Here is a 12906-nt window from a genome sequence, read left to right as displayed (position 1 = left end):
GGAGATCTGTATGGCGATCGTCGGCATCCGGCGCAAACCGCCCCTGGCGGACGCATCCTGCGACCCCGACGATCTGCGCCTGCAGGTTCAGGCGCGCCTGGCCGAGGTCGCGCCGGCGCATGACGGGCTGCTGTCCATAGCGGCCCGCGAGGCCTTGCTGGGCCAGGGAAAACGCGTCCGGCCGGTGCTGGCCATGCTGGCGGCGGCGCATGTCGGGGGCGAGCCGGAAGATGCCCTGGACTATGCCTGCGCGCTGGAAATGGTCCATGCCGCGTCGCTGGTTCTGGACGATCTGCCGTGCATGGACGATGCCTCGCTGCGTCGGGGCCAGCCGACCCTGCACCGTCGCCACGGCGAGGATACGGCGGTTCTGGCGGCCGTGGCCCTGTTGAACGAGGCGACGCGTCTGATGCTGCGGACCCCGGCGCCGGCGGAAACGCGTCTGGCGGCCCTGGACCTTTTGACGCAGGCGATTGGTTTCAATGGTCTGTCCGAGGGTCAGATGCGCGACCTGCGCGACGACGCAAGGGATCGCGACGAAACCGCCTTGCGCCAGATCAACGATTTGAAAACCGGCGCCCTGTTCGTCGCCACCGTGCGCGGCGGCGGTCTGCTCGGCGGCGGCGATACGCAGGATCTGGCGCGGCTGTCAATTTTCGGCGAGGCGATCGGCTTCGCCTTCCAACTATGCGACGATCTGCTGGATGTCTGTTCGACCGTAGATGCGGTCGGCAAGGATGTCGGCCAAGACGACGACACAACCACCTTCGTCGATCTGTGGGGCGAATGCCGGACCCGCGCGGCGGTGCGACAATCCTTAGCTAAGGCGGTCGAGGCGGTCGGCCATGACAGCCCCCTGGCCCTCTATGTCCTAGACCTTTTCCAGCAGGCCGAACTTGGGGTCTGAGGTCACGCCGGCCTTGTCGCTGAGCGGGATCGATGCGGGCTACGACGGCCGGTACGTGCTGCGCGACTTCAGCCTCAGCATCGCTGCGGGCGAGGTCTATGCCCTGCTCGGGGCGAACGGAGCGGGCAAGTCCACGGTCGCGCGTGTGGCCTCTGGTCTGCTGCCCGCTCGGCGCGGGCGTGTCGTCCTCGGCGAAGGCGGCGGACCACGCGGGCGCATCGGGCTAGCGCCGCAGGACAGCGCCCTGTTCCCGGCTTTGTCGCCGCGCGAGAACGTCGATGTGACGGCGCGGCTATGCGGCGTGCCCAAGCGTGATCGCGGCGCGGCGGTGAACCGCGCGCTCGACCTGACCGGCTGCGGCCCGCGCGCGGACCAGCCGGTGCGCACCCTGTCCGGCGGCTGGAAGCGGCGCGCCAACCTCAGCGCCGCCTTGGTCGGGCAACCGCGCCTGCTGATCGCCGACGAACCGACGGAGGGCGTGGATGCGACGACCCGCGGCGTCCTGTCCGTCGCGCTGCGCGAAACCGCGAAGGCCGGCGCCGGATGCCTGCTGATCAGTCACGACGCCATCTTCGTCGCCGATACGGCCGACCGGATCGGTGTCCTGGCCCAAGGGCGACTTCTGGCGGAAGGCGCCCCGAACGCCCTGCTTCATCGCGCGTTCGGCTCAGCCCGGCTGCTCAGCATTCGCCTGACCCGACCGGCGTCGGACCCCGCGGCCCAATGGTTCGCCCAAGCGGGGCTGACCGCGTCCGAGGACGGGCTGGAGTGGCGGCGGCTCTGCGAGGACGCATTGGCCATCGCTCAGATGCTGGCCGCCGTGGTCGATGGCGAGGATGGCGAGGTCGCCGTGCGCCGCCCCGGCCTGGACGACCTGGTCGCACAGCTGTCGCAGGCTCCGTCATGATGGCGGTGGCGGGCGCCTGGGCGAGAGGCTTTTGGCGTGACCGCGCGGGCGTGATCCTGACCCTGCTTTTGCCGCCCCTTGTCTATTTGCTGTTCGCGGCGATCTTCGGCGCGGGCGCGCGCGGCGACATCGACACCACCGTCGTGCTGCACGACGCCTCACGCACGCCCGCGACGGCGGCGATCCGCGAAGCGGTGTCAAAGGACATGGGCGCGCGTCTTCGCATCGTCGAAGATCGCGAGGCCTTCGACCGCGCCGTCATCGACGGTCGCGCCGACGCGGGCATACTGATCCGTCCCTCGACGCAGGGACCGCCAAAGCTGGTGATCGTTTCCGCCGCCGGCCGGGACGTGGCGGCGTCGGCGCTTCAGGCGCAACTGGAGCCGATGGCCGCCGCCCTGTCTGGTCAGGTCGCACGACCCGCGTCGCGCGTTCAGACCCTGCATATCGGTCCCCAGGGTGATGTGCAGGCGACCTATTATGCGGGCGCGGTCAGCGTCATGTTCGTCTTCTTCGCCGCCATGCACGGGGCCATGGGCGGGCTGGACGAGCGGCGGTCCGGTCTTCAGTCACGCCTGGCCCTGGCGCGCGGCGGCCTGGGGCCCATCCTTGGCGGGCGGGCCGTCTGGCTGACGGCGGTCGGCGTGATGCAGTCGGCGGCGGTCTTTGTCGCGGCCTGGGTCAAGCTGCCCGCCCTGGAGCCTTGGCAGATGGCGGTGGCTGCGATGACTGCCTTGGCGGTCGGTTTCTGCGCCGCTGGTCTGGCCTTGGCTCTGACAGCAGCGTGTCGATCGCGCGAACAGGCCCAGCCGTTGACGACCTTCGTGGTCCTGCTGCTGGCCTCTCTGGGGGGATCGATGGCGCCGCGCTTTTTGATGCCCGAGGTCTTCCGCGATCTCGGCTTGATCACGCCCCACGCCTGGGCCATCGAGGCCTATCAGGCCGTGATCTGGCGCGGCGAATTCACCCAGACCGTCATCTCCGCCTGGGCGGTCATGGCCGGTCTGGGCGCAGGCGGCCTGGGCGTCGCCCTGATGTTGGAGAGGCGGCGCGCGGCTCGCTGATCGTCAGACGTGTGTCCACAACGCCGGGCGCGGCGGCGGCTCGCGCCAGACGTCCAGTGTCTTGCACCACAGGGCGATCAGACCACCCCGCCCCAGCAGCATCAGCTTGCCCGCCTTGTCGATCGAGGTCCGCCCATCCCAGGCGCTCACGCCGGCGCGCGACACATGGCGGCCGATCGAACGATAGACGCCGCGCGCCGTGGCGATGGCCCAGGCCGAGCGCGGGTTCAGATCGCGCAACCCCCACCGCGCCGAGGCGTAGAAGGGCTCGGCCGCCGCCACCAGACGCTGGGCCGTGCGCGCCACGGCGGCGCGGTGCTGGGGCTGATCGACCTGATCGCGCGGCACGCCCGCCTCATCCAGCCAGGCGCCGGGCAGATAGACGCGCCCGCCCTTCGCATCCTCGACCACGTCGCGAGCGATGTTCGTCAGCTGGAACGCCAACCCCAGGTCCTGAGCGCGTCGCAAGGTCGGCGCATCGTCCACCCCCATGATCCGCGCCATCATCACCCCGACGACGCCGGCGACGTGATAGGCATAGTCCAGCGTGTCCTCCAGCGTGTCGTAACGCCGGCCGACCACGTCCATCTCGAACCCCTGCAACAGGTCCATCGCCTCGTCAGCAGGAATGCCATGACGCATGGCCACGCGCTGGAAGGCGGTGAAGACCGGGTCCGTCTGCGGCTCTCCGGCCAGGGCGGCGGCGGTGCGCAGGCGCAGTTCGTCCAGCTTCTCGCCGGCCAGCACCGGATCGATGCCGACCGCACCGTGGCCCAGCACCTGGCCGTCGATCTCGTCGTCGCAGTGCCGGCACCAGGAATACAGCATCCAGGCGTCATCCCGGATCGCCGCCGGGAACAGGCGCGCGGCGGCGGCGAAGCTCTTGGACCCCTGCTCCATCGACTGGCGGCTGTGATCCAGGACGGCGTCGGTCATGCCGGCTGCCTCGCGTCCTCGATCATCAGAGCGGCGGTGGCCTTGGCCGATCCGACCACGCCTGGCACGCCCGCGCCGGGATGGGTGCCGGCGCCCACAAAATAAAGGTTCGGGATCTGGTCGTCGCGGTTATGCACCCGGAACCAGGCGCTCTGCGTCAGGATCGGCTCCAGCGAGAAGGCCGAACCCTGGTGCGCGTTCAGCTGATCGCGAAAATCGACCGGCGTGAAGATCCGGCAGGTATCCAGATCCGCCGTCAAACCGGGGATGTAGCGTTCTTCCAGATAGGCCAGGATCCGGTCGCGATAGCGTGGCCCCTCGACCTCCCAATCGATGTCCGCCGAGGCCAGGTGTGGCACGGGCGCAAGCACATAGAAGGCGTCGCAGCCTTCCGGCGCCAGTGACGGATCGGTCCGCGTCGGCGCATGCAGATACAGCGAGAAGTCGTCGGGCAGGTCCGGCCCCTTGAAGATTTCGGCGATCAGTTCGCGATACCGCGGCCCAAACAGCACCGTGTGGTGGCGCACCTCCGGGTGGACCCGCTTCAGACCGAAATAGATGACGAACAGCGACATGGAGTGACGCCGCGACGCCAGCTTGGCGCCCTCCTTCTGACCGCGCGGTTCCTGACCCAGCAGGCGCTGATAGGTGTGAACCACGTCGGCGTTGGAGGCGACCATGTCGAAGGCCAGCGTCTCGCCGTTCACCACCACGCCGGTCGCACGACCGTTCGCCATGGTGATGCGCTGAACGGGACTGTTCAGCCGGACTTCCCCGCCCAGATCCTTGAGCAGACGCACCATGGCCTGGATCAGGGCTCCGGTGCCGCCACGCGGGAACCACACGCCCCAGCGCCGCTCCAGCGCATGGATCAATGCATAGATCGACGAGGTGGCGAATGGATTGCCGCCGACCAGCAGGGAGTGGAAGCTGAACGCCTGACGCAGGTGCTCGTCCTGAATATAGCTGGCGACCTTGTCATAGACCGACCGCCAGGCCTGAAGCCGCATCAGCTCCGGCGCCGCCTTGACCATGCTGGCGAAGTCCAGGAACGGCACGGCCCCCAGCTTCAGATAGCCTTCCTTCAGCAGGTCCTGCGAATAGGCCAGGAACTTGCGATAACCGTCCTTGTCGGCCGGATTGCGCGCCACGATCTGGCGGTCCAGCTCATCCTGATCGTTGACGTAGTCGAAGACATCGCCGTCTTCCCAGCACAGCCGATAGAAGGGCGCGACCGGCAGCAATTCGACATAGTCCGACAGCTTGCGCCCGCTGGCCTCGAACAGTTCCTCCAGCGCCGACGGGTCGGTGATGACGGTGGGACCGGCGTCAAAGGTATAGCCCTTGTCCTTGAACACATAGGCCCGGCCGCCCTCCAGATCGCGGGCCTCGAACACCGTGGTCTGAATGCCCGTTGACTGCAGCCGTATGGCCAGCGACAAGCCCCCGAAGCCCGATCCGATTACTGCAGCCCGCATCACGCACGTCCTCTTTCGACCAGACAGGTCAGTGCGGCGCCGATCGGCACCGGGGGTTTTCCGCTCAGGATCCGCGCCTTGTCGGCGAGGGTGGATCCAGCGGCGTAGAAGCGTTCGACCAAAGGCTGGGGCAAACGATAGAACCGCTCCAGCACCTTGTATCGCTCATCGGGTCGCGCCGCACGGAATAGCATCCGGTTCAGCAACCGATAGAATCCTCGTCCGGCCCATACGTCATGCGCATGGCGGCGGATGTCTTCGGCGACCGTCGCCGGCTCGAAATCCCGCGCCAACCGGTCGGCCAGGCGCACGGCGTCCGGCAGGGAATAGCCGGTGGTCGGGTGAAACAGCCCCGCGCGCAGACCACTGAACGCCGTCGGCCCCATCCGCGACAAATGCGCGCCGATGTCCCCGTCGAGCGCCACGGGCAGGACGCCGTCCTCTTCGCGCAGCACCGTGTCGATCGTCCAGTCCTGCGCGTGGGCGTAATCCAGCACGCCCTGCCGGAACGCCGCGCGATCCAGCGCATCGCCGTCGGTGTAGCGCGTATCCTCGATCAGCAGCGTGCGATCATCGAACGGCAGGGTGTAGAGGAACCGGTAGCCCCCGGCCTGATCGACGCAGGCGTCCATGACGATGGGCGTGGTCAGACCGTGCGGCGCCGCCAGCCGCACCTCCAGCCCGACGAACTTCTGAAAACCCAGCGCCAGATCCGGCGTCGCGGTCGGCCCGCGCCCATCGATCACCGCCTTGGCGCTCAGACGCCGTCCATCAGCCAGCACCGCTTCGGTCGGCGACACCGAGGCGACCAGCGCGCCCAGCATGACCTTTCCGGGCAAGGCCGCCTCGACCACCGCCGCGAACCGTTCGGCCGTGACGCTGCAATAGGGGGTCGACAGTGCGCGTTCGAACTGGGGAAAACGGACGCTGTATCCCGGCCAACGATGCACCACCAAGGGCGCGATCCAGTCGCGCTGATCCTGCGTCAGGTCGCTGTCGAAGAAGGACCAAGTGTGGATCCCGCCCAGGGTGTGCGCCGCCTCGACGATTCGCACGTCCAGATCAGGACAGACGCGCGACAGCCGCAGCGCCAGCAGGCCATTGGCCAGGCCGCCGCCGACCAGCAAAAGGTCCGGCGCGGAAGTGTCAGAGGCGTCGACCTGCATTCCAGACAGGTGGCACGCGACGACGCATGCGGCAAGCGAACAGGATGCTTACCGGGCCGCGATGCGCTAAGTGTCGCGCCATGTCCGCCGTCACGCCAATGTCACGGGTCGTCCCGAAGCAGGCCCTGATCGGCCTGACGCTGGCTGGCCTGATCGCGGCGGCCTGGCTGAGTCTGCATATCTACGGCGTCTATTTTCATCGCTGGACGATCTGGAGCGTCCTGACCGTTCCGCTGATCGTCGCCGTCCAGACCTGGCTATCCGTCGGTCTGTTCATCGTCGCCCACGACGCCATGCACGGCTCGCTGGCCCCGGGACGCCCACGGCTGAACACGGCGATCGGCAGCCTGGCGCTAGCCCTCTACGCCGGTTTTCGGTTTGGGCCGTTGAAGACGGCGCACCACGCCCATCACTCGGCGCCCGGCACGGCGGACGATCCCGACTTTCACGCCGACGCCCCCCGCGCCTTCCTGCCCTGGTTCTACGGTTTTTTCCGCACCTATTTCGGCTGGCGCGAGTTGGCCGTCCTGACGGTGCTCGTGGCCGTCGCAGTCCTGATCCTCGGCGCCCGCATGCCCAATCTTCTGGTCTTCTGGGCCGCGCCCGCCCTGCTATCGGCGCTACAGCTTTTCACATTCGGGACCTGGCTGCCTCACAGGCATACCGACGACGCTTTCCCTGACCACCACAACGCCCGCACCAGCCCCTTCGGCCCGGTCCTGTCGTTGCTGACCTGCTTCCACTTCGGCCGCCACCACGAACACCACCTGACTCCCTGGAAGCCCTGGTGGCGCTTGTTCAGCTAGGCGTCCCCGGCGGTCGTTTTCATTGGCGACATAACGCACGAAGCCTCGGCCCCGCCGCGCCGTGGTGGCGGCTGATCAGCCAAAATTCGGAGAGGAATGGCGGAGACGGAGGGATTCGAACCCTCGGTACCCCTTACGGGGTACGACGATTTAGCAAACCGTTGCCTTCAGCCACTCGGCCACGTCTCCTGCGAGGGCGTCGATAGCGGAGGCTGATGCGTCGCGCAATCCGGTTCGAGAGAAAGCGTCCACGTTAACGCGACATAGAGGCCAAAGCGGCAGTATCGCGGCCATCATTCGCCCCCCGGATCGCTGCTGGATCGCCTGTTGCTCGACCGTCCCGCCAATCTCGCCGCCGATACGCCGCTGAAGAGCCGGCCGTCGCGCGGGCCGTTCCGGCCGGAGATCTGGCTGAATGCGCGCGAGCGATCGTCCGTGCGCCTGTCGGCGCACTATTTCCGACTGATCGACGTGTTGATGGTCTGCGGCATGGCGTTCAGCGCGGTTCTGGCGATCCAGCCGACGGGCTTGGCCTCCATCACGGTCGGCGACGCTGCGCCCGTTGTCGTCGGCGCCGTTTTGGTGCTCATGCTGATGCGCGCGCTTCAGCTTTACCGATTCGGGCGCGACACGCCTTGGCCTCTGCACCTGGCGGGCGTCGCAGGCGTGGGAGTCGTCTCGGCCAGCGTGGCGCTCGTGCTAGGTTGGCTGCTGGACCGGCCGGCGCTGGATGTCATTGCGCCCTGGGCGATGACGACGACGGCCGCCCTGATTTTTCTGCATGGCCTATGGCTGGTGGTCATCGCGCGGTGGCGGCGGCTGGGCGTGCTGTCGCCCAACATCGTCATCGTCGGCGCGACCCGAAACGCGCGACGTCTGATCGAACAGGCGCTTGAGCGGCGTGACATGAATGTGCTGGGCGTGTTCGACGACCGGCTGGCCCGATCGCCCGACAGCGTCGCCGGCGTGCCGGTGCTGGGGACCGCCAAGGCTCTGTTGACCCACCGGCTGACGCCCTATGTCGACCGGATCGTCCTGGCCATCGATCCCGAGGCGGGCCAGCGCGTGCGCGACCTGACGCAGACCTTGAACGCCCTGCCCAATCCGCTGACGGTCTTGGTCGATTCGGAGTTGGGCCGCGACGGGCTGCTGAACAGGCTGGCGAATGCGCCGCTCGCGCCTCTGGACGGTCCTGCCAACCCGGACCGCCGCGCCTTCAACAAGCGGATGCAGGACCTGGTGATTGGCGCCGCAGCCCTGGTCGTCGCTGCGCCCATCATGGCCCTGGTGGCTCTGGCCGTGCGGCTGGATAGTCCCGGCCCCGTCTTCTTCCGCCAGCGCCGTCATGGCTTCAATCACGAGACCATTGTCGTGTGGAAGTTCCGCTCCATGCGCCACGCCGCCGCCGATGCGACCGCAAGCCGCCAGGTCTGCGCCGACGACGACCGCGTGACCCGTGTCGGCCGCTTCATCCGCGCCACCAGCCTGGATGAACTGCCGCAGATCTTCAACGTCCTGTCCGGCGAGATGTCCCTGGTCGGCCCCCGCCCGCACGCCATCGGCATGAAGACCGGCGAGACCGAATCCGCTCTGCTGGTCGCCGAATACGCCCATCGCCACCGCATCAAGCCCGGCATGACCGGCTGGGCCGCCATCAAGGGCTCGCGCGGACCGGTGGACACCGAGGCCCAGGTGCGCGAGCGCGTCCAGCTGGACATCGAATATATCGAGCGCCAGTCCTTCTGGCTGGACCTGTGGGTCATCGCCGTCACCATTCCTGTTCTGCTGGGCGACCGGGCGGCCGTGCGTTGAGCGAGAAGCGCATGTTCTGGCGCGGCGTCTGGGGCTATCTGCCGGCCCAGATCGTCCAGGGGATAGTCGGGTTCCTGACGATCTTCGTCTTTACGCGCCTGCTCAGCGCCGATGACTTCGGCCATTACGCCCTGGCGTTTTCGGTCACGACCCTGGCCCACACCGTCACCTTCACCTGGCTGGAGGCGTCGATGGCGCGCTTCTGGGCGGCCGAGCGCACGCCCGAGGGAATGGCGACCCATTTCGCCAGTCTGTACCGCACGTCCTTCACCATCATCGCCGTGTTCACCCCGATCGCAGCCCTGATCGTGTGGCTGGCGCCGCTGACGCCCGCGTTCAAAATAGCCGTCGCCTTCGGCCTGGCCGGCGCGCCCGTGCGCAACCTCGCGAAGCTGGCGCAGGAGCGGTATCGGGCGGAGGGCGAGGTATCGAAATCCGCCGCCGTGGACATCGGCGTAGCCATCCTCGGCTTTCTGGTCGGCGCCGGGTTCGCCTTGGCCGGCGCCGGCGCGGCCTCACCCCTGCTGGGCCTGGCCATCGCCCCCCTGTTCGCCCTGCCCTTCATCCTGCCGGGCGAGTTGCGACAGGCGGGTGGCGGAACCGTGGATCGCACGCGGCTGAAGGCCTATGCCCTCTACGGCTATCCGATCGCGGCCTCGCTGACCTTGGCGCTGGTTCTGGCCTCGACGGATCGGTTCCTGCTGGCGGCCTTCATGGATGCGGCGGCGGTCGGCGCCTATCACGCCAGCTACAGCCTGGCGAACCGGACACTGGACGTCATCTTCATCTGGCTGGGTGCGGCCGGTGCGCCAGCCATGGTCATGGCGCTGGAGCGCGGTGGGCGTGAGGCGCTGCGTCAGACGGCCATCGAACAGGGTTCGACCCTGATCCTGATCGGCCTGCCCGCCGCCGTGGGCCTGTCGCTGGTCGCGCGACCGCTGGCGGAGTTGATGATCGGCCAGGATCTGCGCGCCGCCGCTGCGCTGGTGACGCCGTGGATTGCGGCCTCCTCCTTCCTGTCGGGCATGATCGCCTATTACTTCGGCTTCGGCTTCACCTTGGGCAAGAAGACCGGCCTGCTGCTGGTAACGATGACGATTCCGGCCCTTTGCAACGTCATGCTGAACCTGGTGCTGATCCCCCGCATGGGCGTGACCGGCGCGGCCGTTTCGACCGCCGCCAGCTTCGCCATCGGCCTTCTGTCCTGCATCCTGCTCAGCCGCCGCGCCATCGCCCTGCCGATGCCGTGGGAGGCGCTGATCCGTTGCGGGATCGCCTCCTCCGTCATGGCCGGGGTCGTCTGGTTCCTGCCGCCCCTCGGCGGTTTCGTGGAGCTGATGATGGACGCGAGCGTGGGCGGCCTCCTCTATGCCCTCGTCGCCCTGACGCTGAACGCCGCCGGGGTGCGTGACGTGCTCATGCGCCTGATCCGCGCGCGCCGGAGCGTGACGGCATGAGCGCCCATATTCACGACAACGCCGTCTGGTCTCCAGCGACGCCGACGATCTCGGTCCTGATCCCCTTCCTGCGCGGCGATCCGCAAGGCCTGTTGCGCCAACTGGACAGCGAGGCCCCTGCCCTGTCCGGCGCGGTCGAGTTGATCCTGCTGGACGACGGCACCGCCGACGCTGATCTGACGACCCGGCTTCAGGCCACCATCGACGCCCTGCGACTGCCCGCCCGCCTCATCACCCTGGTCGCCAACGAGGGTCGCGCCAGGGGCCGCAACCGCCTGACCACCGCCGCGCGCGGCAAGGCCTATCTGTTCCTCGACAGCGACATGCGGCCCGACACACCGATCTTTCTGCAAAGCTGGCTGCGACTGGTCAGCGACAGCGCGCCCGCCGTCGCTTTCGGCGGCTTCTCGCTGGATCAGGCGCCGACCGACGCGCGGTTCGCCGTCCACCGCGCCCTATCGGGCGCCTCCGAATGCCTGCCCGCATCGCAGCGCGCCCTGACGCCCGAGAAATACGTCTACACCTCCAATCTGCTGGTGCGCCGCGACGTGTTCGCCGCCGAATCCTTCGATCCCGGTTTCAGCGGCTGGGGCTGGGAGGACGTGGAGTGGGCCATGCGCGTCTCGCGCCGCTTTCCCGTCGTCCACATCGAAAACCCCGCCACCCATATGGGCCTGGACACGGTCGAGGATCTGGCGCGCAAGTTCGATCAGGGCGCCGGCAACTTCGCCCGCGTCGTCGCCCTGCACCCCGCCATCGTCCAGACCTATCCCAGCTACAAGGCCGCGCGCGCCCTGAAACGCCTGCCCGCCCTGCCCCTGGCGCGCCGCCTGATGAAACAGGCCGCCATGTCCACAGCCCTGCCGGTCAAGGCCCGCGCGTTCGCGCTCAGGCTCTACCGCGCCGCCGTCTATGCGGACGCCGTCTGACCATGCGCGACGTCGCTGTCATCATCCCGACCCTGCGCCGCGCCGACAGTCTGGAGCGGGCCTTGCGATCGCTCTTCATTCAGACCGGATCGCTGCACCGCGTCGTCGCCATCGTCGTAGCCGACAACGACCCGCAAGGCTCCGCCGCCCCCCTGATCGAACGGTTGCGCGCCGAAGCGCCCGTGCCCCTGACCTACGCCCACGCCCCTATCCCCGGCGTGGCGACGGCGCGCAACGTGGGCCTGGCCGCTACCGATTCGCCCCTGATCGCCTTTCTGGACGACGACGAAGCCGCCTCTCCCGGCTGGCTCGCCGCCTTGCTGAACGCCCAAGCCCAGACCGGCGCCGATGTCGTCTTCGGCCCCATTCGCGGGCGGGTGCCGGAAAACACCGGCTGGACGACCGCCTATCTGGAGCGCTTCTTTGGCCGCGACGGCCCGCGCGAAACCGGCCTGACCGACAACATCCACGGCTGCGGCAACAGTCTGATGGTGCGCGCGACCGCCCTGCCCGGCGAGGCCCCGTTCGATGTCGCCATGAACGAGACCGGCGGAGAGGACGATCGGCTGTTTACCGCCCTGGCCGCGCGCGGTGGTCGGTTCGGCTGGGCGGCCGACGCCTGGGTGGATGAGTTCGCCCCGCCTCATCGCGCCACGCTGACGTACGCCCTGACCCGCGCCTTCGCTTATGGGCAGAGCCCGACCCAGATGGCCGCCGACCGGCGCGACTGGCCCGACGTCGTCAAATGGATGGTGGTCGGACTGGCCCAGACCGGGATTTGGAGCGCCGCATCGCTTCTGGCCGCCCTCCTTCGCCGCCCGAACCGCGCCCACACCTACGACCGCTGCGCGCGTGGTCTCGGCAAGGTCTTCTGGACCAAAGCCTTCGAGCCGAAACTCTACGGCGCGGCGATACTGAAGCGCCCCACGGCCTGATCAGCGGAGCGGCATGTAGCGGCAGGTGAAGTCAGGACCGCCGCGCATCAGGCTAGGCTTGAGGTGGATGTAAAGACGCTCGGCGCCTGCAACGTCGTCCAGCGCGAATGCCTGTTCGGCCTCATACATCTCGTCGCGATGCGCGTCCGTCCAACCCTTGGCCCGTTTGATCGCCCGCGCCTTGGCGGCCGGCAGGCTGTCGGCGACGACGAAGACATTGCGGTGCTGCTCGGCGAACGCCACCCCATCGTAGCCGCCCAGATTGACGTAGTAGAGCCTTTCCTTGCCCTCATAAGGCGTCGGCGACAGGCTGATCTCATAGCCGTCCGCCTGCGAAATCTCCGACCAGCAATCGATGTGCAGCGTCCCTTTGCGACCCCACCACTGCGCGAGCAAGGCGTCTTTCGTCGCTTCGATCGTGGGGGCGACGAGGAAGCGCATATCGTGGACCTCGATATTCGCGCCGGGGTGTTCCCCGCCGATGTAGATCGCAAACAGCTTCATTCGTC

Annotated in this window: 12 protein-coding genes and 1 tRNA gene; 8 read left to right on the top strand and 5 right to left on the bottom strand. The window is 68.0% G+C overall.

Annotated features, from left to right (window positions below; translation table 11 throughout):
• Positions 1 to 10 precede the first annotated feature (10 nt).
• The 3 genes from ASF81_RS03600 to ASF81_RS03590 are packed head-to-tail and all read left to right on the top strand — an operon-like array spanning position 11 to position 2878.
• Positions 11 to 907: a polyprenyl synthetase family protein gene (locus tag ASF81_RS03600; protein ID WP_055804820.1), complete on the top strand. Its 897-nt coding sequence runs from the start codon at positions 11 to 13 to the stop codon at positions 905 to 907.
• Complete coding sequence (locus ASF81_RS03595) at positions 897 to 1814, top strand: ABC transporter ATP-binding protein (protein ID WP_055804815.1); 918 nt, start codon at positions 897 to 899, stop codon at positions 1812 to 1814. Before ASF81_RS03600 ends, ASF81_RS03595 begins: the two co-directional genes overlap by 11 nt.
• Complete coding sequence (locus ASF81_RS03590; protein ID WP_055804812.1) at positions 1811 to 2878, top strand: ABC transporter permease; 1068 nt, start codon at positions 1811 to 1813, stop codon at positions 2876 to 2878. Before ASF81_RS03595 ends, ASF81_RS03590 begins: the two co-directional genes overlap by 4 nt.
• 3 nt (positions 2879 to 2881) lie before the next feature.
• Here ASF81_RS03590 and ASF81_RS03585 read toward each other — a convergent pair whose 3' ends face one another.
• Genes ASF81_RS03585 through crtY form a run of 3 tightly spaced genes read right to left on the bottom strand, consistent with a single transcriptional unit; the run spans position 2882 to position 6458 of the window.
• Complete coding sequence (locus tag ASF81_RS03585; protein ID WP_055804808.1) at positions 2882 to 3814, bottom strand: phytoene/squalene synthase family protein; 933 nt, start codon at positions 3812 to 3814, stop codon at positions 2882 to 2884.
• Positions 3811 to 5292: a phytoene desaturase gene (locus ASF81_RS03580; RefSeq protein ID WP_055804805.1), complete on the bottom strand. Its 1482-nt coding sequence runs from the start codon at positions 5290 to 5292 to the stop codon at positions 3811 to 3813. Before ASF81_RS03580 ends, ASF81_RS03585 begins: the two co-directional genes overlap by 4 nt.
• The gene (gene crtY, locus ASF81_RS03575) at positions 5292 to 6458 is read right to left on the bottom strand and encodes a lycopene beta-cyclase CrtY (RefSeq protein WP_055804802.1); all 1167 of its coding nucleotides are present in this window, start codon (positions 6456 to 6458) and stop codon (positions 5292 to 5294) included. Before crtY ends, ASF81_RS03580 begins: the two co-directional genes overlap by 1 nt.
• Positions 6459 to 6538: 80 nt before the next feature.
• Between crtY and ASF81_RS03570 the strand changes: the two genes are divergently transcribed.
• The gene (locus tag ASF81_RS03570; RefSeq protein ID WP_235559203.1) at positions 6539 to 7264 is read left to right on the top strand and encodes a fatty acid desaturase; all 726 of its coding nucleotides are present in this window, start codon (positions 6539 to 6541) and stop codon (positions 7262 to 7264) included.
• Positions 7265 to 7361: 97 nt separating this feature from the next.
• On the opposite strand, the gene ASF81_RS03565 is transcribed toward ASF81_RS03570, so the two are convergent.
• A tRNA-Ser gene (locus ASF81_RS03565) sits at positions 7362 to 7453 on the bottom strand.
• Between the two features lie 138 nt (positions 7454 to 7591).
• Here ASF81_RS03565 and ASF81_RS03560 point away from each other — a divergent pair.
• Genes ASF81_RS03560 through ASF81_RS03545 form a run of 4 tightly spaced genes read left to right on the top strand, consistent with a single transcriptional unit; the run spans position 7592 to position 12397 of the window.
• Positions 7592 to 9076, top strand: coding sequence for an exopolysaccharide biosynthesis polyprenyl glycosylphosphotransferase (locus ASF81_RS03560; RefSeq protein WP_055804796.1), 1485 nt, complete (start codon positions 7592 to 7594; stop codon positions 9074 to 9076).
• A complete protein-coding gene (locus ASF81_RS03555) occupies positions 9073 to 10533 on the top strand; it encodes an oligosaccharide flippase family protein (protein WP_369814891.1) in 1461 nt (486 codons plus the stop codon). Before ASF81_RS03560 ends, ASF81_RS03555 begins: the two co-directional genes overlap by 4 nt.
• Entirely contained in the window at positions 10530 to 11462 is a 933-nt protein-coding gene (locus tag ASF81_RS03550) for a glycosyltransferase family A protein (RefSeq protein WP_055804793.1), read from the top strand. The genes ASF81_RS03555 and ASF81_RS03550 overlap by 4 nt, the downstream gene beginning before the upstream one ends.
• A 2-nt stretch (positions 11463 to 11464) precedes the next feature.
• Positions 11465 to 12397 carry a glycosyltransferase family 2 protein gene (locus tag ASF81_RS03545; protein ID WP_055804790.1) on the top strand — a complete coding sequence of 311 codons (933 nt, stop codon included), beginning with the start codon at positions 11465 to 11467 and terminating at the stop codon, positions 12395 to 12397.
• On the opposite strand, the gene ASF81_RS03540 is transcribed toward ASF81_RS03545, so the two are convergent.
• Positions 12398 to 12901 (bottom strand): DUF1543 domain-containing protein, encoded by a 504-nt coding sequence (locus ASF81_RS03540; RefSeq protein ID WP_055804786.1) that lies wholly within the window; start codon positions 12899 to 12901, stop codon positions 12398 to 12400.
• Positions 12902 to 12906: the final 5 nt, after the last annotated feature.

This window comes from Brevundimonas sp. Leaf168, assembly GCF_001423685.1.
In the GTDB taxonomy this organism is placed as follows: Bacteria; Pseudomonadota; Alphaproteobacteria; order Caulobacterales; family Caulobacteraceae; genus Brevundimonas; species Brevundimonas vesicularis_C.
The sequence above is the reverse complement of the archived record's forward strand: the minus strand, read 5'-3'. Positions and strand labels throughout refer to the sequence as shown.